This is a genomic window from [Flexibacter] sp. ATCC 35208 (genome assembly GCF_001975825.1).
Taxonomy (GTDB): domain Bacteria; phylum Bacteroidota; class Bacteroidia; order Chitinophagales; family Chitinophagaceae; genus Chitinophaga.
The window spans coordinates 69192-91440 of sequence record NZ_MTKN01000026.1; the positions used below are offsets into that span (position 1 = coordinate 69192).

Annotated in this window: 10 protein-coding genes and 1 tRNA gene; 1 reads left to right on the plus strand and 10 read right to left on the minus strand. The window is 42.9% G+C overall.

Translation table 11 applies throughout. The features are described 5' to 3' along the window. Window positions 1–342: 342 nt before the first annotated feature. Together BW716_RS17585 and BW716_RS17590 are read right to left on the minus strand one after the other, a co-directional pair. On the minus strand, window positions 343–2715 hold the full coding sequence (locus BW716_RS17585) for a TonB-dependent receptor family protein (protein ID WP_083724328.1): 2373 nt from the start codon (window positions 2713–2715) through the stop codon (window positions 343–345). 529 nt (window positions 2716–3244) lie between these two features. After that, window positions 3245–3317 (minus strand) — tRNA-Lys (locus BW716_RS17590). A 99-nt stretch (window positions 3318–3416) separates the two neighbouring features. Between BW716_RS17590 and BW716_RS39015 the strand changes: the two genes are divergently transcribed. Beyond that, the gene (locus BW716_RS39015) at window positions 3417–3545 is read left to right on the plus strand and encodes an alpha/beta fold hydrolase (RefSeq protein WP_368677481.1); all 129 of its coding nucleotides are present in this window, start codon (window positions 3417–3419) and stop codon (window positions 3543–3545) included. A 110-nt stretch (window positions 3546–3655) separates the two neighbouring features. On the opposite strand, the gene BW716_RS17600 is transcribed toward BW716_RS39015, so the two are convergent. The 8 genes from BW716_RS17600 to BW716_RS17635 form a co-directional block, all read right to left on the minus strand. Then, complete coding sequence (locus BW716_RS17600; RefSeq protein ID WP_083724332.1) at window positions 3656–4744, minus strand: D-TA family PLP-dependent enzyme; 1089 nt, start codon at window positions 4742–4744, stop codon at window positions 3656–3658. Between the two features lie 79 nt (window positions 4745–4823). Continuing rightward, a complete protein-coding gene (locus BW716_RS17605; RefSeq protein WP_083724334.1) occupies window positions 4824–7232 on the minus strand; it encodes an outer membrane beta-barrel family protein in 2409 nt (802 codons plus the stop codon). Between the two features lie 96 nt (window positions 7233–7328). Beyond that, the gene (locus BW716_RS17610) at window positions 7329–9605 is read right to left on the minus strand and encodes a M28 family peptidase (RefSeq protein ID WP_083724336.1); all 2277 of its coding nucleotides are present in this window, start codon (window positions 9603–9605) and stop codon (window positions 7329–7331) included. A gap of 3 nt (window positions 9606–9608) precedes the next feature. After that, a complete protein-coding gene (locus tag BW716_RS17615; RefSeq protein ID WP_083724338.1) occupies window positions 9609–11483 on the minus strand; it encodes an aminoglycoside 6-adenylyltransferase in 1875 nt (624 codons plus the stop codon). A 13-nt stretch (window positions 11484–11496) separates the two neighbouring features. Next, window positions 11497–15849, minus strand: coding sequence for a non-ribosomal peptide synthetase (locus tag BW716_RS17620; RefSeq protein ID WP_083724340.1), 4353 nt, complete (start codon window positions 15847–15849; stop codon window positions 11497–11499). A 21-nt stretch (window positions 15850–15870) separates the two neighbouring features. Beyond that, window positions 15871–17496, minus strand: a complete 1626-nt coding sequence (locus tag BW716_RS17625; protein ID WP_083724342.1) for a cyclic peptide export ABC transporter — start codon at window positions 17494–17496, stop codon at window positions 15871–15873. After that, window positions 17496–18203: a thioesterase II family protein gene (locus BW716_RS17630; RefSeq protein WP_083724344.1), complete on the minus strand. Its 708-nt coding sequence runs from the start codon at window positions 18201–18203 to the stop codon at window positions 17496–17498. Before BW716_RS17630 ends, BW716_RS17625 begins: the two co-directional genes overlap by 1 nt. After that, window positions 18200–22225, minus strand: a complete 4026-nt coding sequence (locus tag BW716_RS17635) for an AMP-binding protein (protein ID WP_083724346.1) — start codon at window positions 22223–22225, stop codon at window positions 18200–18202. The genes BW716_RS17630 and BW716_RS17635 overlap by 4 nt, the downstream gene beginning before the upstream one ends. Window positions 22226–22249 lie beyond the last annotated feature (24 nt).

Below are 22249 nucleotides of genomic sequence, written 5' to 3' on the forward strand. Positions count from 1 at the left end.
GGTAGGAAAAGTTTCGTACGAACAATACTCTAGATATTGTTTTTTTGAAAAAAAACAATATCCAGCTCATTTTTAATAACTTACTTTATTTCAGTCCAAATTTAGGGGATGATTATATATCTAATACCTCCATTTCTTTTTTGCCTGATTTGCGCTACGTAATCTTCTGCAGCCATGGCCCTGTTCGGCAGAAATTCTTCCTGGAACCGTTTGGCCCCTGCCAGGTAGTTACAATGCATGTGATACTGCATTCCTGATACTCTTCCCGAAAAAATCATACGAATGCGCGTGTCCTCCTGCATAATGCAGTAAAAATATCTGTGGTTGCTTCATGCCCATTTGCTATTTTGTTCTGTCTTTTTCTTCCTCGTTACCAAATGCTCTTTTGTTAACCCTGATTTTGTCATTACCAAAGTTATAAGACAGGGAAATCCTGAAGAACCGGCTGCTGACATTCTCATTATACACTTGTTTTACACCATTTACTATGGATGTATAATCCCTGAGAAATGCTGAGTTAAAGATATCATTCATCAACAGCGTCAGATTCAGTTTTTTATCCATGAATGACTGTCCGATAGATAAATCCAGTTTTGAACGGTAGCCGATCTCATAAAGTCCCTTCTTAAAGGGCGAACTATAGGAATAATCCAGTTGCAGTTTCGTATTATCTCCTATTGAAAAGGTATTGTTGGTGGCAGTGTATATCTGCCATCCGTTTTGAGGTGTCGCGTCGATCCTGCCATCAAACCGGCTATTGGACCCCAGGGCAAACACGGTATTCCTGCTTTGCCACCACGACGTGATATCTTCTGTATAGATCTCTCCTATCCCGTAAAAATGTTCTTTGTAATAATTTTCCCGGGTGATGATCTGGGCATGGGTCGCTTCGTCGCTTTTAAACACCACACCAAAACCGTTCGTGATGATATTCAGGAAAATATTCGTCCTGAACTTGTCTTTCAAACTGTAGGTAAAATCCAGTTTATCTGTGAAAGATGGCTGCAGGAATGGATTACCCTCTGAATAGCTGGTATTGGTAATATAGATCCTGAAAGGGTTCAGGCTGTAGAAATCAGGACGGGTGATCCTTCTGCCATAATTAAAAATGAAATTATTGTCTTTATTGGCTTTATAACCAAGATAAAATGTCGGGAACAACTTGGTATAGTTGTTTTTATTGGTCTGGTCTAAATTATGAGAATAACCTTCTGTACGGGTATTTTCCACCCTTAGTCCCAGTCTGAGACTCCATTTTTCCCCGAAGTTTTTCGACCCGCTCACGTAATATGCCTGGTTCCGCTCCTTGTAATCGTAAAGGTTGGATTGATTTGGATCCAGTACCGGCTGTCCGGATGCCATATCATAATATTCCACGCCACTGTTAGTGTTAATCACACTGTATTTTGCACCATAAGAGAAATTAGCAAAGTGAGTAGGATGTTCCATATCCAATTTTACGCTGATATTGTCCAGCACCTGGTTGGAGGTATTCCGGGCATCCACATTCAGGCTCTTGTATACGAACGCCGAAGTATAGTTTTCACCGCGGAAATAATTGTTTACATCATCATCATACCGAAAATAATCAACATCAAAAGACAGTTTCCTACCCAGCGTATCCAGACTTGCAATAAAGTGCCCGTTTGCGCTGTGAGACACTTTCCTTTCTTTGATATCGCCATGGGTCAGGATGAAGGAATCCACGTCATTGTTAGTATAGAGGGTGACCAGGTTTTTGTACGAGCGGTCCGGCTGACCCACGCTCCCCTGATATTGTATACCAGCGCTTACTTTATCAGAGAAATCATAGTCTACGGTAGCTCTCCCGGATATTTCATCCATTTTGCCTTTTTCATCGCCTTCCAGCTTTTGTACTCCTTTATCGAAATACATATCAAGGCTGGATTTATGTTGCCGGCTCCCCGATACGCCGCTGGCGCTAGCCGTAAGCCTAAGTTTATTTTTACTGTAAAAGAAATTGTCCCTGACTGTGAGGTACCCATATTTATTCCTGTCGTAACTTACAGTAGTAGCATTTTGCCAGGCATTGATCTTTGCTTTTTTCAACACGATATTGATCAACCCTTCCCCTGCCGCATCATATTTTGCAGGAGGGTTTGTGATAACTTCAATACTTTTGATATCACTCGCTGAAATGGAGTTCAGGTAAACAGTCAGTGCGCTGCCGGTCAGTTCCAGCATTCGTCCGTCTATCATCACTCTCGCAGTACCTTTCCCCAAAATATTGATCGCATTATTTTGCAATACAACCCCCGGAGTGACATTGATGGTATTCAGTGCATTGCCGCCTTTCACAGCCAGATTATCTTCCACATTAAATACAAAGCGATCCGCCTGGTACTCCACCAGTGGCTTCTTCGATTTCACTACTACTTCGGTAAGTTCTTTCACATTTTTCTCCAGCAGAATAGTGCCTAACGCGATATTGCCTTGAAAGTCCATTACTTTTACCCAATCCTTATAGCCCACATAACGAATATTTAGCTGGTACCGCCCATCAGGAATATTCATGGAAAACTTTCCGGTCTCGTCTGTCGTTACGCCGGTGATCAGCTTATTTAAGGTATCAGTTAAAATAACATTGGCAAAAGGAACTACGCCTTCGTTATTGCTGACAGTACCAATGAGGGTTGACTGGGAATGTACAAAACAGGGGAAAATAATGGCTAACAGGAGGATAGTACGATTCATTCTTATCTATTTCCGTTTAAAATAATGGAATATTATCAAAAAAACTACTCAACTTTCTTAACAGTTATATTCTTGTTAGCTCGTGAATTATATCATTCAGTGCGGAAATATGGATACCTCATCTAATATGATTTTTGCGCATTTAAAGAGGATTATAATAATTGTTAATTTCAAAATGGATTGTAGTTACGTTTCATAATTCCTGTTAAATACATGCAAAGAAACAGGTCTTTCATTTTTGGTTTCAACCTACTCCCAGGGTTTCAATTTTCAACCTGCCTCCTCCGTTTTTCATTTGATCCTTTTTGGGTACTCAATTACTCTAAGATTTCAATTTGATTTATTTTCCCATTCAGGCTAACTAAATATGCTTAAAACAAGATCTCCCTGGTTTTCGACTTGATCGATTGTTTCAATGTAACCATGTATTTTACCATTCAGATTAGAATGGATTGGAGCAACATCGTTTGGTATAAACAGAAAAGCCGCTTAAATCAAAAGATTTTAAGCGGCTTTAACTTTCTTGCTGTGATCCCGTTGGGACTCGAACCCAAGACCCATACATTAAAAGTGTATTGCTCTACCAACTGAGCTACGGAATCTGATCCCATTTTCTCTCAAACGGAGCGCGAAGATAGGGAAATATTTATTTATGCCAAATATTTTTTATTCTTTTATTAACTTTTTAAGTTAGGGAATGAATAACTGGAAAGCCGCAACCTTTTTTGATCGGGCATTCGATGGGTGGCATGACGGCAGCGGTGGTGGCCAGCCGTAAACCGGATTTAATAAAAAGGGTGGTGCTGGCAGATCCTCCTTTATCAGTTTAAAAGTACAGCAGGATGTGAGGGATAGTGATGTAGCCGATCAGCATAGAAAAGTGTAACAGCTCCCATTGGAAGCCGGCACCAGGCTGGCGAAAAGCATTGAATACAATACGTTAAATACTGATTGAGCGATTTCGCGCCACTATATCCCATTTGCCAATGACCTGCTGATCTTCCACAACATATGCCTGCTGATATAATGCTACTGTAGGGCAGATATGTTCTGGCACCCCATACCAAACATCCCCAACCTGGTGCCCTGCCGTATTTTGTATTCTTACTACCAGATGTTCTTCACTCTGAGATATAGCTTCTGCTTCTGGCATATTCAAAAAATGTACCCGTGGAAATGGATTTTCAGCTGCAATCGCCTTATGTCCAAGATCCAGGCAAATCAGCTGATCATTTATTACAGAGATAATGCGGGTGATTACCAAGGCTGCATAATCGAATGGTTCATCGGGTAAGATATGCCTGTACTTCCAATCCCAGAAAATAAAGGTACCCGGGCTACATTCTACCCCTTTCCGCGTAGCATGTACAGGAAAAGATGGAGACCCTCCTGCTACTATTTTCACAGGCTCCTCTAAATTTGCTAACAGGCAGGTTGTTTTCTCAAATGCAGCATCCACAAACTCCCTCCGTTTAGCAAGGTCTGTTTCCCTGATATGACCATCATATACATGTATACCCTGCACCCTTATCCCAGGTAATGACAAAAGTACTTTGAATAATTCATATGCCTGCTCAGGCTGTATACCGGTTCTATTCATCCCTACATTCAAATCAATCAGCACATCTAATGTTCGCCGTCCTCTCATCGCCAAGGCAGATAGCTGTTCTGCAGTCAGTATGTTATCGACAATACAGGAAAAGAGTGTTGCAGGATATGCATCACACAGCGCCAGCAAACGTTCCTGTTTAGGTCCCACCGGCTGGTGTGCCAACAATACATCCGGCGCGCCAACCATAGCCAGCATCTCTGCCTCTGCAATGGTCGCACACTTGAATTTCCTGATACCAGCATCCAGTAACATTCGGCTAACCTCCTTCATTTTATTCGTCTTGACATGTGGACGCAATTTTGATAGGTCATCGACCATACCAGTCAGCGCTTTTATATTGGCTGCCACCCTCTCCCTGTATATCACTAAACCGGGTGAATCCACACTTCCAATATTGTCAATTGCATACCAGCACATAGTTTACCATTATATTTTTAAATAAAGGGCCCGTTGTATAGATTTGAAATACAACGGGCCTGTTTTCATCAACATTATTTTAATTCGCCCTGTTCAGGATATCTTCATTCTCCAGTTTTTTGCCTGCGGCTTCTTTCACGGTTCGTTTACCGAAATTATATACTAACCCCAACGCTACTCTGCGGCTATCGTAGTAGCTGTAGAAGCGCGACTGCAGATTACTCGTTTTCAGATTAAATCCGTTAATGTCTTCTTTGAAGATATCAGCAACAGATACAACATATTGTAACTTTTTATTAAACAGATTTCCCTTCAAAGCTATTCTTGAGAAATTGCGGCGGCGGGAGGTGGCCAGACCATAAGCTCTTGGAGAGCGATAGTTAAACGTCATGTCCAGCTTCAGATCTCCCGGTAATGACCAGGTATTGTTAATACCAAACACCCAGGCAAAACCGTCTATTTCAATATTTTCAATACCCAGCAGGCCATTTGCAGTGTAGAAGTTACCGCGCACAAAAGCAGTCCCCTGCCACCACGACGCAATGTCATAATTATAGCTCACGTTTCCGGAATAGTTGGCTGAATTGAGATTGATGGTTTGCCAGATGGTAGTACCTTCACTTTGTCTGGGCAATTGCGCAAATGCGTTTTTATTATGCGTATATTCCAACTCCAGGAAAAGCTTATTGCGAATATTGCTATTCAGATTGACCAGGTCTGTATATAATGGTTTTAACGCAGGGTTTCCTGCCAATATAGTATAATCATCAAGATAATACTGATAAGGCGTCAGCTCCATAAAAGAAGCACGATTGATTGTCCTTCGGTAAGAGCCTGTTAGCTGGTAATCCCTGCTAAAAGTTTGCTGAATAATCAGCGAGGGGAACAAATCTGTAAAGTTCCTGTCATATACCCCTTTTACGTTCATCTCTGTCTTCTCTCCTCTTACACCCGCACTGATAGAAGTTTTGGCAATTGCTTTCTGTACGTTTACATAACCAGCGGCAATATGCTCATTATATTTATTGTGGAAAGTAAAATCAGGCGCAATCACCCACTCATCATTTTGATGCAATTCCTGGGAAGGATCGGAGGTTAATTCTGAGAAACTATACTTCAAGCCGAGATTTAATTTCCAATTTTTCATAAAAGGAAGCTGCCAGTCGAGCTGCCCGACCAGGATAGATGAGTGACTGGGATTAGTATTGCGCACGACCGGCCGCCGCGTCAGAATATCACCTTCGGGGCTCAGCACATTCTGGAACCTCATTTCGTTTACAACTAACTTATCGACAGGCGTATATATGACTACAGCATCCATTCTTTTCCCCATACTATCCAGTTTCCACCTGTAGTTTAAGCTGTAATTAACAATATTGGTCTTACCATGCACGTCCTGTAAGCTGCGAAGTACGGAATCTGTCGTACCATTTATACTCCTGGAAAAGGCGACCTTGTTATCCCACAAGGTACCGGGGCGTACTTTTTTCAGGTTAAAGTCAACCAGCATACTTAAAGTATGCCGGGGGTGTACCTGGTATTCTACAACAACCTGGCCTGATATCGTACGATTTTTAAAAAGTTCTACAGGTGTCTCGTTCAGCACCACGGATTTACTATCCAGCTGTAACACCCGGTATCCATTATTCTGTACCTGTTTATCGCCAATGGCATAGTTTAGGTTACCATTTACAACCAGCCTCTGTTTACGGTATGTCAGGTTGACCCCGCCATTGCCGTTTGCATAGATCCCCTGCGAGATATTGCCGTTCAATGTACCGGTCAGTCCCTGTAATTGTCCTTTCCTGGTTATTATATTAATCACCGCTTCTGCAGAAGCATCATACTGTGAAGACGGACTGGTAATAAATTCTATTTTCTCAATGTCCTGACCTGACATGGTCTCCAGTATAGAGCTAACCGTTTCCTTAGGTTTAGGTATATTATCCACCATTACGAGAATATTATACTTCCCGTTAATTGAAATATCTTCACCTTCTACATCCATAAAAGGCAGTGCACGAAAAATGTCCATCAAGTTTGCTGTCTGGAAGGTACTGGCAGCCACGTTAAAAATAAAACGATCGGCCCGCCGCTCTACTGCCTTCTGTCTTGAAGCCACGACTAACTCATTCAATGTGGTACTCTTTTTAGACAACATTATTCTACCGGCATCATATTCGGGATGAGCTGCATTTACTTCGAAAGGACCACTGTAACGTGGCACAAACCCCACGTAACTCACCAATAAAAGATACTGTCCATAAGGAAGATCCTTCACTACAAATTTCCCTTTCTCATCTGTAAACGCCCTACCGACATTAAGGCTATCTGGCTGCTTTACCAGGCTGACAGAGGCAAAAGGCACACCAGTACCAGCATCTTCAGTGATCTCGCCCTTCACTAATCCTTGTGCATGGGTATAAGACAACAAAAAAAGAAAGCATAACAAAAAGCAGATGGGCTTTGCAAAAAAAACAGGGTTCATTCTCTTCTCTGGTTATTAAGTTTTGGTCAAATTTTGTTTGGATTGTAACCGGCTAAACTTTGGGCTTAAAAGTAAAGTACAGTATTTACTACGACATTACAAGACTATGGTTTGCTTAATTTGAGTAGTATTACTCATATAACCAGGCGCATAGATCATATTAGACGGCAATTTTTTACGCAGCAATGTTTCCGGTAGCCCTATCTTACGGTCTATTAGTGTCAACCTGGCTTCCTGTCCTGCATCGCAACTAAAAGTGACCAGCACGCCCTCTGCAGGGGGTGCGTAAAATGAGATCATTTCATTGCCCATTTTACGGACAATAGCCCTTTCGGCCAACAAGTCCAACATAGCATGAGCCGGCAGGAAAAGATCAAAGGAATTCGTTGCTACCCCCGGTGTAACCAACACACGAATATACCTTTTGTCTTGTTTTATTTCATCATGTAAAACGGAGAGCTGGCAGGTAGCCATCTGCAACATTGGAGCCGCCGATTTCCATACATAAAAACCGGACCTGGGATAAAACTCTGTAAAAGATGCTTTCTTTCCTGCAGATAGATAGGTACCATTCCAGGCATCTTTGTGCTTTTGTGTTGCAACCCATAAGGCTTTACCACCATCCTTGTCTATTGCATACATCAATTGTGTCTGTAAGGGATAACGCTTATTGTATAACGAGGTGAATTGCCCGGCCAGTAATCCTGCAATGACCAGCATAATGGCCGCTATAAACAAAAGCCTCCTGCTGTGAGCACCAATCCGGCCAATCCACGGCACCAGCAGTGGGATAAAAAAACTGGCAAACAACGCCGAAGGGTAAGTCATACCAAGCCCAAATATTACAAACAGTATATACACAAAAGGAACCCACAAAGCTACAGGCAAAATAAGCATCAATACGCAGGAAATAGTGTAAGAAAGCGCGCCCGACTGATAGTCTATTCCCGCAACAAACAGCACTATATACACCACAAATGTGCCCAACAAAGGAATGTAGAGTATATATGCGGCAGAAGGCAACACCACTTTCACCGCAATCATCAACAATATCCACACAACCAATGCACCAGCCAGCAGGCTCTCTTCCTTCCCCCTGTTGAATGCTTTGCCAAAAAACAAAACAAATGCCAGCAGTACAAGCCCGATAACCGTGATAAGATAATAATTTGAATTATAGAAAATACTGCCATAATAATTTGCATAATAAGGATAAACAGCAAATACGAGCCATTGTAGTCCCCACACCAGCAACATTACTAATAATACAGCTCCTGTTAACCTGCCAATTCCTGACAACAGAGGTCGCAAAAAGAGCCTTCGCTTCCGGATACCGACACTGATAAATACGATGAACAGCACCAGCGTAATCCCCAAAAATATATTATCACAAATACCTGAATAAATAATAAGCCTGCCTGGCAACAGATTAAAAAAGACCACATGATCCTTCTGCCGGATAGATAGATCAAGGTTCCCAAAGTGACGAGCCATACCGAACATCAGGTCTCCTTCATGCTGTAAACTTCTCAGGTCAAAGTTTTCAGGAACATCCGCCATACTATGATAATAAGAATAACCGCTAAAGAAAGCAGTATTCAGCCCAGGTGCGCCATTAGACTTTAACACTGTAAAATCGGAATTATTGGGCATCTGGCGATACACTTCATAAGCCATCGAATTGGCCATGGGCAGGCGTACTGCTTTCGCAAATTCGTGCATCAGCCAGCCATTAGCCCCCGAATTCTCATAAGTAAAATTAATGCCAGTGTTACCACGTGCGTCAAAATTCAATATCAGCCCCAAATCGCCAACATCTCCATTGTGGTGCATAAACATTTCTGCCCCCAGCTGCCCGGGCTCTTCCAGGTCAGAAAACAGGAAAAGTATATCATTCTTCAACGGCGGTCCCTCTTGAAGCAAACGTATCGTTTCCAGCATGGCAGCTACCGCCGATCCGTTATCTGCAGCGCCAGGTGTATTAGGCTGAGAATCATAATGACCCGCGATCAGAACAGTTTTACCGGCGCCTGTTCCTTTTAGTCTGACGAGAAGATTCTTCGCACTGCCAGCTATCAGCTTGTCTTTGTAGTATTGTAAGCCTGTACCGATTTGTTCAACAGGGTCCAGCCCCAGGTCCTCACAATAGGACATCAGGTAGTCAAATACTTTGTCATTAGCCGGTGTGCCTGCACTATGTGGTACCTCCGCTATCTTTCCGAGATGCTTAAAAGCCCGCTGTGCAGAAAAAACACTTTCATTGCCCGTTTCGGGCACAACCGCCGGCGGGTCAATGCCCCTGAGGAAAAACCAGCTGCCTAAAAGGAAAAAAAAGAGCACTGAAAGAGCAAGTTTATTTTTGGACAATTGCATTCCTTAATAATTATTATGTTTCAAATTTTTCGACACGAACCGGTATACTGTTTCTTCCAGTTCTTCATTGATTTCAAAACCCTTTTCTGCCGCTACCTGGTGCGATAGCGCCCTGTAAATATCCAGCGATTTCAGTACTGCTTTCTGCATCTGTTCTATATCGCTATGCAGAAATGTTTGCATCAATTCATTAACCAGCGATGCATCACACCATTGCTGCATTTTTCTACCGTTATAAAAAACATCTTTTTGGGGATTGTGTAATTGAGCAAACCATTCCACCATTTCCACGAGGAGTTTCTTGGCAAGATTATCCAGTACCATCACTGCATACACAAAATCCCCCCTTTTGAGCTTGATCTCCATGTTATAGTTCGTTTGCCAGAACTGATGGTAATTTTTATAGAACAAATCTCTATTCAACCTGTAATGATCCGGTACGTTGCTATGCTCCTGCATTATACGTTCTATCACATCCGTCACCCCAATCTTGTCATATAAGATTTCATAGCCTCTTTTTACCATATCATAGAAAGCTTCAGTGGTATATTTAGCTAATCTTTTTTTTCGGGCAGGCATCGAGAATAAGACCCGGTAATCTTTCAGCGAAAGATAACGTTTAACAGTTCTGAAGCGGGCTTCATTTAAGAGTACTATATCAATGCAAAGACCATTCTCCAGCAACACCAGTACAATATGCTCCTCCATATTTCTACGTACAAATACTGATTGTACATTATGAAAACAGCGCTTCCAGATTTCTGTATTCAGGTACTCTCTGAGGTCTGTGGTAAAAACATATAAATCCAGGTCTGAAAATCTATCCGGGTTTTGGCTCCCCGTCGACCCGAAAGAGATAATTGCTTTGAGGTCATTTTTTACTGCTGCTAAGTTTCTTATCTGGGTTATCGCAGTCCTGATCTTATCTTCTGCAGGCTCTTCACTTAATCCCTGTATTACAAAACGGAATACTTTTCCCTCCAGTGCTTCGTTCAATGGAAAGTTGAACTTTTGCGCAATTTGATGAGCCACTTCTCTGTAAACAGTCATTGTGTTCAACAATGCCGTTTTCATTTCCTCTTTCCCTGGATGCAGAAAAACGCCGTATAATTTTTCTACTATTCCCGGATTACACCATTGGCGGATCTTTGCTCCATGGTAAAATACATCCGTCTTAGGTTTCTTTTCGCTGGTCAGCACCTGCCATTCCAGCATCCTTACCAGGTTCTTTTTAATCACATTGTCCAATACAATAACCGCATAAAAAAAATCATCTCTCATCAACTTGGCATAGATCTTATAACAGGTATGCCAGAACTGGCTATAGTTTTGCAGAAAAATCACTTCATTAAAAGTAGTGGTACGATCCTGTTTGCCATCATACTCCCGAAAAATAATATCCACATCCCGGCGGATATTGATCCTGTCAAACAAAATATCATAGCCACGTTTGAGATAATAATGAAAAGTATAGGTGCTTTCATCAATCTGCCTGATCAACCAATCCGGTATTAATTTGTCTACACCATATTTTCTAAGCCTGAAATACCAGATTCCCTTCCTGAAGCTCTGGCTATCTACGATAATGATATCGAGTGATAACCCGTTTTTCAACTTTATCCTGTTAAAGAGTACATTATCTATAACATCTTTGATGACCACCCTCGACAAAACAGGTTCGAAGCCTGCCAGCCATGCATTATTTCCTTCATTCAGATACCTACGTGTATCTGTTGTAAAAAGAAACAAGTCCAGATCAGAGTATTCATCCTGTTTTCCACCGCTAGAGGAGCCGAAAGAAATAATGGCCTTTACGTCGCTGTGACGATGTGCAAAGGCATTAAAAGCTGCAACTGCCGATGCAATTTTCTCCTGCATATTTCTATTTTTGTTAAAAATTAAAATCAATATTTATCGTATCGCTGCTACTTTCTTTTATGAGCATCATCTTATATTCATCAGGTAATTGGGCAGGGTTAACTGTTACTTCGGCTGCGAGCTTGCAATAGCGTGCTATTAGTAGTTGAACAGCGTCGCTGCTAAATATATCTGCGTCATAAACTACTTCACACGCGATCTCATCCTGTTGTTCCCGGAAATTAAATACCAGCGGGAAACGGCTTACCCTCACATCCAGCGGGAATGGCTCAAGCGATAATTCATTCATCTCTTTGATCGCGTTAGCTAAAGATTCAAATGGTTGATATACGATCATGATATCGAAGTATGCATTTGCCCTTTCAGGCAGATTATACGCATACATAGCCGCCTGGCGGATTGTTTGACCTGTTTCTTTTAGTAACACCAGGAAATCTTTATCAGGGTCAATACGACTTCTCAACATACATGTATTTGCATACATCCCTAACTGGCTCTCTGAACCCGGCACATCCCTACCTGCGGTAACAGTCCCGATACAACTATCCCTGCTTCCATCGTATTTATAAAGCAGCAGTTGAAATAAAGCGGTGATGACTGTAAATGTAGTAGTCCCCTGCTCTCTCGCCAATTGTCGCAAATGGGAGGTTTCCAGCGCCGGGAATGCAAACTGGTATTGCCTTCCTTTGAATGACATCACCCTACTGTTACGTTCGTTCATCAGAACAGGCCGTGGGATGTATTCACTGAGCTGTTCATCCCAGTAAGCTATCGCCGCTTTATCTTCAGCGGCTACTTTACCCAACCAAGCGCTGTAGTCCTTAAACTGATAAGACATGGAAGGAACAGAACGTCCGTTATAGATAGCTATTAATTCCTGTAGTAATACTTCTACCGACCATCCATCCATTATCAGGTGATGCGTTACGAATACCAATATATTCTCCGGTCTAACCAGCGCTACCCGGAATAAGAGATCCCGTTCCAGGTCAAAAGGCCGGTGAACGAATTCATCTGTCAGCAGCACTGCATTTCCCTCTAATTGTACTATCTGAAGGTCTCCAAAAGCCTTGATGTGTTGATAAGGGATTCCGTCATGTTCAATAAAATTGGTGCGCATGATTTCGTGCCTCGCTGCTATTGATAATAAGGCTTTACGTAAGGCTACAAGGTCCAACGGACCTTGTACAAGAAACGCAGCCGACATATTGTACGCAGCAGCTGCCCTTCTCTGTTGCGATAATAACCAAATATGATATTGGGCACGTGTAACGGGGTAATACCGGGCTGCTTCTGCGATAGGAATCACTGTCACTTTAGTGGCAAGTTGTTCCATCTGAACGGATTGCAGACGGATAGTGGGGTGTTCGAATACATCTGTTATCGTGAAGCCGGCACCCCACTCTTTATTTATCAGGCTAACCAGTTTTACGGCACTTAAAGAATGCCCTCCCAGCGAAAAAAAATGATCATCTATCCCTATCTGTTCCACTCCCAGCACCTGTCGCCAATACACTAATAATTTTATTGCATTTACCGGATATAATTCAACCACCGGATTACCCACCGAAGCAGACCGGATTTCCCTTTCAGACAAAGCCTTCCGGTCAATTTTACGATTAGGCGTTAAAGGGTACGCATCAAGGTATATCAATACCTGCGGTACCATATAAGTAGGTAAAGCCGCTTTCAGTAACGACAGTATTTCTTTTTCAGGAATAGGTTCACCTACCGGAATCATATAAGCAACCAGAAATGCTTCCTGCATAGCTGGCCTACTTGATACGACCACTGCCTCCCTTATTCCCTCTATACCTGCAAGTTTACTTTCTATATCTCCCAGCTCAATCCTATATCCTCTTATTTTCACCTGGTTATCTGTACGACCCAGGAAAATGAGCTCTCCGTTGAACGCTCTCCTGCCAGTATCACCTGTTCTATAAATTCTTTCTCCATTCCGCAATAAGAATGCCTGATCTGTCAGAACATTATTCTTATAATATCCGATGGCTAATCCTGCTCCTCCTATATAAATGTCTCCTTCTGCGCCTAACGGCATGCGGTTCATCCATTTATCGAGTATGTATATACTTGTGTTATCAATAGGATGACCTATACAACTACATTCTGCGGGCCGGCGTATCCTTTTCACAGATGACCAGATAGTCGTCTCTGTCGGCCCATACATATTCCATAATTCATCTGTATGATTCAGCAGCTTTTCTGCCAGCGCTTCGCCAAGTACATCCCCTCCGCAAAGGCATTTGAGACCGGAGGCTCCTTCCCAGCCGGCATTAAATAGCAGCTGATAAAAAGACGGGGTCGCCTGTATAATATTGGGCTTAACAGTAGCCATTGTATGCAGCAGTTTATCGGGATCTGCCAATATTTCTGCGGTAGCGACATATACACTGGCGCCGGAGATCAAAGGAAGCAGGAGTTCCAGGATTGCAATATCAAATGAGTAAGTTGTCACTGCAAATAAGGTATCTGTATAGCTGATACCAGGCGAATGCTGCATGCTAAACAGGAAGTTGGAAAGCGCCGCGTGAGAAATTTCCACCCCTTTGGGATTGCCCGTTGAGCCGGAAGTATAAATGATATAGGCGGCATCTGTCAGTACACTATTATCTTCAATACCGGCTATCCCGCCTGTCAATAATGTTGCTACATCCAACACCTCCAGCTCAAAGCTTGTCGTCCGGTCAGTAATGAGTAATTGTGCACCACTGTGTCGTACTATGTACTCCAGTCTTTCGGTGGGAAACGCAGGATCCAGTGGTATAAAGGCCCTCCCGCTTCTCAAAATGCCCAACAACACGAGGGGTAAGGTTGCAGAGCGATCCATTAAAACAGCAACTGGCGCCCGGTCCTGCCTGCAGTTAAGATGCCCTGCCACCAGTTGAGAAAGCCTGTTCAGTTCCCCGTAGCTGTAAGCCAGATGCTCATCTCTCAGTGCAATATCTTCCGGTGCATACTTCACCCTCTGCCTGAAAAGCGCCACTACTGTATCGGTCGGATGTGCCCGAAAATTTTGCTCTGCCGTTATTATCTGCATGTGTTCCTCAGCAGGGAGCCAGTTCAGGTTGTATAACGGTTTATCAGCAAAAAGAATCACTTCATTCAATAACTGATCAAAACGTTTTACCAATCCACCTATCGATGTCTCATCCAGGTGATCCAGGCTATAATCGAAATCCAGCTTTACATCATCCTTCTCATCAAATTCCCTTACGTAAAGCGAGAGTGCAAGCCGCTCCTGCCGGTGCGTTAAAGGGATTACCCGTGTAGAAGTACCGGCAAAATCAGCCGCATAATCCTGCTTCTCATATGACACGTTGACATTGAATAAACCAGCCGTATTACCGTGTATATTCAGCTCCCTGATTAGTTTACCCAGGGGAAACCGCTGATAACGATAGTCCTTTCTCAGCTGTTGCTTTATTAAACTTACGAGTTCCCTGAAAGAAGACTCCGGTTTAAAATCTATTCTAAGCAAAGTGACACCGGTAAAAAGCCCTACCGTTTGCTTATATACGAACTTCCCACGGTTTAGCACCGGTAACCCGATTGCAAAATCATAGTTATTGTAGAAGCGTCCCAGGTAGGTATATAATACCCCCAGTATCACATGAAATGTAGACACTCCACATTGTTGCGCCAGTTGCGCCAGCCTGTTATATAAAGCGCGTGGTACGACAAGTTCTTTTCGTCCGCTTTCCGGTTTCTTACCGGGCAGGCGTTTTCCTGGAATAAGCGCTTTGGGCAAAGTGTTAAATCTACCAGTCCAATATTCCTTTTCTGCAAGAAAAGAATCAGATGCTGAATAAACCGCATCATCCGCTATAAAGCTACTGTAAGTGTAAACCGTGGAAGATGGTAAGCTTCCATGGTTCAACAGGCTATTATAATAGCCAACCAGGCGTTGAAATAACAAAGACGTTCCCCAGCCATCAGTAATTATGTGGTGGTAAACAGAAAACAGGTAATGGAAATCATCAGATATTTTAATCAGGCAGAACCTGTACGGCGGCATATTGTCATGCAGGAGAAAGGGCCGGGCAAATTCCTGCTGCATGTATAATTCAGCCGTTTCATCAGCGTCAACAGCAGCAGAGTAATCTTTCCATTCCAACTTATGCACAATATGCGCCAGCACTTCCTGCCAGGGTTCATTGTCTTTTAAAATAATAATTGTTCTGAAGGCATCATGCTCTTCGATCATACGCTGATAAGCCAGTTCAAGTGCGGCCCTGTTCAGCGGTCCGCTGATAGCTATTTTTGCACCTATATTGTAAATGGCAGTATCCGGATATATAAGTTGATCATAATAAATATCCTGTTGGGGAAAGGTTAACGGAGACATCGCTTCTTTTAACTTTTAAACTTATGATAATGCGGGAACTACAGGGGCGGAAATATCGGTTACCAAACGTCCATAATCGAATCGTATTACCCTGTCTGCATACTTAAAATAAGCATCGTCGTGCGTAACCGCAACAATCGTCTTCCCCTGTCGCTGCAGCTCCGGTAATAATTGCTCGTAGAAGAATTTCCTGAAATGAGGATCCTGGTCGGCCGCCCACTCATCCAGTATCAGCAGCGGCCTTTTTTCCATTAGTGCAAAAATCATGGCCAATCGTTTGCTTTGTCCTTTGGAAAATTTCCTTCTTACGGCGGCATCGTCTTCACTGGTGATAACCTGATCCAACTCCATCTTCTTTAACAAATGTTTGTATTCATTATTATTCTCCAGCACATAATCTTCGTAGTTAGCTGAAAAAAGATGAGGTTCTGAAAAAATAGCTGCAATATGCTCCCTGTAATACTGTGAGTCGGCAGTTATTGGTGTGTCATTCAGCAGGATTTGGCCCTCTGAAGGCGTGTAAATACCTGTCAGCAATTGGATGAACGTACTCTTACCACTGCCATTGCCTCCAACAATAAAGATAGTTTCCCCCTCCCTTATGCTGAGGTCAACCGGTCCCAGTGCAAAACCATCCTGTGCGGATGCCGAGGGATATTTATACGCGACGTGTTGAAACCTTAATTCTTTTATCCGGCCAGGTGCTTTATCGATACCGGTTGTGCCTTCCGGTAAGGATATATCCTTCAGCTCACTCAAAAATTCACGAATGCGTTTATTGGCTACGTAGATCTTGGTGAGAAATCCCTGCATGGCGATCAGACTATTAATAGGTCCTCTTATAAACAGGAGTATCACAACGAAAGTACTCACCTGTTCCTTGTTCAGCAGCTGCAATCCCGGCAATACAAAAACAACAACACCTATCACAAAATAAAGTCCATACTGGCTTAAAAGATTTACCACAGTAAAGCGCCTGGAAACATAGGTCTCCGTGGTCCTTACTTTTTCTCTGTTGGGATGCAGGAATTTACTTACCAGGTTATTGCGCCGGGCAGTACTTAGCTTAAGCTCCTTAAATCCTTTGAGCGTATCATCGACCATTCCAAAGTAAAGATCATTCAGCTCTCTGAGCAGGGAAAGGGCGCGGGTATTTTTTTTATTAACAAGGAAGTAGAATGCGGTAATAGCCATAATAATCAGCATCACTGCAATTGCAGAAGCGAGGGATACCACCAGGAAGTAGATCAGGCATAAAGCGAGCATCATTAAAGCAGCAACACTACCGGAGATCAATGCCGGAAGAAATACGAACGTCCGCAGATCTTCTATAATACCGTATATACGCTGAAATCCTATCTTTTCGAGCTGGCTCAATCCCGCTTTTTGAAAGGTGGTCATTATTCTTAGCTCATTCTCAAATATCAGTTTATTTGAATAATCAACTATCTTATTCTGGGAAATGATATTTAGCAGAAAAGCAAGTCCCACCATCAGGAAGAACACTATATTCAGATGATCTGTAACAATTACCTGTTTCCCCGTTATTACGCTGTTGACAATTACCAGTATGCCCATTGTAAGCAGGGTATTAGGTATAGAAAAAAGCACCAGGAAAAGTATATTCCTACCGGATATCTTAAACATCACATCATTTTATAAAGGTGAGAAACTTGGTTCATGCCATAACTGATAGTATTGGCGATAACTGCTGAATGATTGAAAATAAAAAAATGGTTTCCTTCCAGCACACGAAAACTAAAATTGCTACGGGTATAAATTGCCCAGTTAGCAATATCTGTAACGTACTTTTCCTTATCTCCCATAAAGGCATAAATAGGCGTATCGATCTTGTACATAACAGGGTCCTCTTTTTCCAGCATTTCGAAATCAGCTCTCAGGATAGGTTCAATAAAAGCTGCCAGCTCCTCATCCTCAAGCATGCCGGCATTGATACCTCCCATCTCCTGTAGCTCCTTAAAAAATGCTTCCCTGGGTAAATGCGCCAATCGCTCCCGTTTGGTGATATTAGGCCCCGGATTACCCGAAGGGATAAAACAGGCCGGCCGGTCACCTATCATTTCCAGCTCCCGGCAAACCCTGAATCCCAGGTCGGCCCCCATACTATGACCATATATATAGTATGGGGCCCCGTTTCGTCTGGCGCTTATCTGTCTTAACAGGTCAGCCACAGCTTCTTTACGGGTAAACAACAGGGCTTCTTCAATACGCTTACCACGGCCAGGCAGCTCCAATAACTCTACCGTAAAAAACGGTCTCAATGCCCCTGCCAGCGCGGAGAAGGAATACATGTTCCCTCCCGCAAAGTGAATCATGAATAACTGAGGTTTCATAGCGATCTGTTGATATTGCCAAAAATGACTTTACTTAAATAATCAATCGAACCCCGCATCATAGTCATATGGTTACCGGGAATACGGCTTACAGTAATCTTACCGAGACAGTAGTTCTCCAACCCGTTAAATGGCTTATCAAAGTTTCGCTCAAATGAGTATACATCTTCCGGCTTAACAAGGCAGATATCAGCATTGACTGTTTGAAGCTGATAGTTTTTAATCAGCTGGTTGGCTGCAAACATTTGCTCTGTGATATCCTTTTCCATGTCAGGGTTGATCCCTCCCTTCTCCAGCAGTTGGTTCATAATATCCACCAGCTTTTCTCTGGTTTTATCATCGTCATAGTCCGACGTATTAAACCCGGGATCTATCAGCACCAATGATTTTACTTCAATACCCAGCTGCTCAATCTGGGTAGCTACCACATAAGTAACTGTTGCGCCGAACGACCAGCCTGCCAGGTGAACAGTTCGCCCTTCGGCCATCTTCATAATCCTGTTGGTATAGAAAGAAGCCATATTTTCCATCGTGGTAGCCAGATCGGCATAGCGCTCAAGGTCAAATGCGTCAAACACCACCACTGTAAGATATTCCGGGATATAGGGCTTCATCGCTTTATAAATAAGCGAGCTTACATCCAATGGAGGAATCAGGAACAGGATATCCTTATTGTCTTCCTGGTAATTCAACCGGTAATAACCACCATCTTCCTCTTCATCTTCCGATGCTCTGACAGTATCAATATAATCTGATATCTTGCGGATGGTGTTATGTTCATAAATATTAGATCCTGATAGCTTAACACCCAGCTTCTTCCTGATCTCATAGGTAGCCCTTAATGCAAGTATAGAATCCATGCCCAGCTCCAGGAGATCAGCCTGTACATCAACCCAGGTATCAGGCATCAGCGTACTCATGATCTTATGTACTACTTTTTCGGTTACTGAAACCGGCTCATGATAATTCCACCTGGTAGCGGCTTCATTTTCCAGCAATGATTTTAAGGCCACATAATCAATCTTACCACTTCCGGTAACAGGGATCTTATCAATTTTCCTGATTTCGTGAGGTTGCATATATGCCGGTAACCGCTCCTGCATATACCATTTCAGGTTCAAATCGTTAAAGGTCTGGTTATCGGGAACATTATCTGCTACGCAAAAAGCTACAATCCGCTGGTTAAAACGGGTTTGAAAAGGAATAACCACTGCCCTTGAAACTTCCGGATGATTTTGCAGATTGTATTCAATTTCCCCCGGCTCTACCCGAAATCCGCGGATCTTGATCATACGGGTTTTACGTCCCTGATAACACAACTCTCCCAGTTCGTTTACAAATCCCAGGTCCCCTGTTTTCAATACCCGGCCCCGGCCTTCACCAAAAGGATTATCAATAAATACCTCATTGCCCTCCTGACTATTGCTATATCCCCTTGCCATGCTCTCGCTCCTGATCAGGATTTCTCCGGTCATCCCCCTTGGCCGTACCCTCATCTCCTCATCTACTACAAATATTCGGGTGTTCCTGACAGGTTTTCCCAATGGAAGAAAATGAGATTCTTCCCTAACCGGTTCTCCCGGCAACAGTTGATAGTATACCACTGAGGCCGCCTCTGTAGCACCATACCTGTTCAGTAAAACCACTCCAGGTAATTGGCTCCTCAGTCGCTCTACCAATTCTGTTTTAACGGGTTCTCCGCTTAATTCCAGATATGTCAGTCCTTCCAGGCAGGATATCTTTTCATTATCCAGTACTGCCTGGATAAAGGTAGGCGTAAGGAACATCCGGCTAATCTTATTTTCCTGAATAAATCCGGCAAAAACCGCGATATCGTGATGAGCATACTCGGGGAACACCGCCACTAATCCTCCCTGTATAAGTGGCTCAAATATTTCACGAATGGAAGGAGCAAATGAGAGCAGCGTTTTAAAACAGAAGACATCATTAGCAGTTGCCGGGAATTGCTGCTCCAGCCACTGCAGCCTGTTCAGATGACTTGCATGATCTGTCAGCACCATTTTGGGCTTCCCGGTAGAACCTGAAGTATAATTTACGGCGCAATAGTCTGACGATTTTATCAGTGGCAATTCCTTTACAGCGGCAACTTCGGGTATCTTTTCGGGTAGTGTAATTGCATACACATCTTCCAGTTCTGCCAGCAATGCTTCACCCGCTTCTGTAATAACAGCGGCTATCTTCAGCTCTTCCCTGATCCAGACCAACCGCTCCAGGGGAAAATCAAACTCCAGACTTGTAACATAACAACCTGCTTTCAAAATGCCGATCACACTGGCTATCAGTTTTACAGAATGTTTTAATCTTACACCTACCGGTCCCTGAATGCCATTTTCAATCAGTTGATTGGCAATGAAGTTGCTCATCTCATCCAGCTGCCGGTAAGTATATTCATTACGTGTTACATCTCTGACCGCAACCGAACTGGGATACTGCTTTACAGCACCGGCAAACCTGCTAACCAGCGATTCCTGTACAGGAATATACTCCTCACTGCCACTTTCCAGCAGGGCCGGATGAGCGCACAGATATTGTTCCGCTTCGGCTATGTTATTGATCTCACCAATATGGTTAAAGATTTCTACCACCGTATCTGCGAAGTCTTTTATAAGATAGGCTGTAAATTGGTCATTCCGGTAGCTAATAGTCGCATACAGTTTTGCATCCTGTTCGTAGAACATAATTGTTACCGGGAAGTGGGAAGTAATACTTTTTTCAAGTTCTACCTGCCTGATCAGCGGCGCATTTTCAAGATTAATCAGCCCGTTTCCCTTGTTAAAATTCTGGAAAGTAAAAAGTACACTGAACAGGTTACCCTTTCTGGCAGCTCCAACAATATCGTTCAATGTAAGATGGGCATGTTCCCTTGATTCCATTACCTGCAACTGCAATGCCTTCATCAGGTCTGTAACCGTCTGACCATAATCGAAATTTACTGCAACGGGAATTGTGGAAATACAGGGTCCAAGAATGTTTTCAGCATCTGATAGCTCCGGAGGTCTGAGTGTAAGCATATTCCCCCATACAATTTTAGATGAACCATGATACCGTGATAACGTCATTCCTACCAGCAGGTTAAAAGCTGCTGAGAGGGAAATCCCCTGGGATCTGACAAAGTCAATACTATCCTTATTCAACACGTAATCCAGCTTCAGTTCACTGTACGGGAAGGGAGAATGCATGATCTCTCCTACTGTTTGCGACTCCAATAATACAGGTTCATAACCATCCAGCAATTGCTTCCAGTAAGCGTTGGCTATTGCAGTCTTTTTCCCCGAAATCCATTTCACGTAGCTTGAAAACTGTAATCGCTCAGGAAATGTGTTCTGTGGTTGCTTACCGGCTTTTAACGCTGTTGAAATTTCCAGCAGCTGCTGAAACAACAGTGGAATTGAATTTCCATCTGTAATTATATGGTGGATGGTAATAGCAACTGTATATTTATTTCCACCCTGTCTGATCCATGTAAATTTAACAAGGGGCTCATTACTGATATCAAATCCTCTTTGCCTGATGGTATCCAGTAAAGTAAACAACTCCGTATCATCTGCCACATCAAATGACTCGCAGCGACAGGTATCTGCTGGCAACACCTGTGTAGTGAAAGTACCAAGATCATAATTGAAGTCGTAACAGGTACGTAGTATTTCATGACGGGATGTAAGTATATGGCACGCCATTGAAAAGAGCTTATAAGGTAGTTCCTGCTCCAGTTGATATACTACCTGTAGTACATAACGCCTGCTATCCGGGTTTCCCTTTACATAACTTACCAGGCCCTTCTGAAAGGGTGTAATCTGCTCTGTTCCTGCAGAAAGCATTACTGCTTCTTCTTCCCCACCGGCTCTTTTCAAAAATGTCACAATTTCTGCTTTGTTGTTTTTTATTTCATCGAGGAAAATGGCAGACAATTCGCCGTCAAAACTTACCTGCAGGTCACTTCCGTCCAGAGAAATATCAATATTATTATCTTTCAGACGCCTGATCAGATTTAGAATCTCCATGATTTAATAATGCTTGTGTTGAGG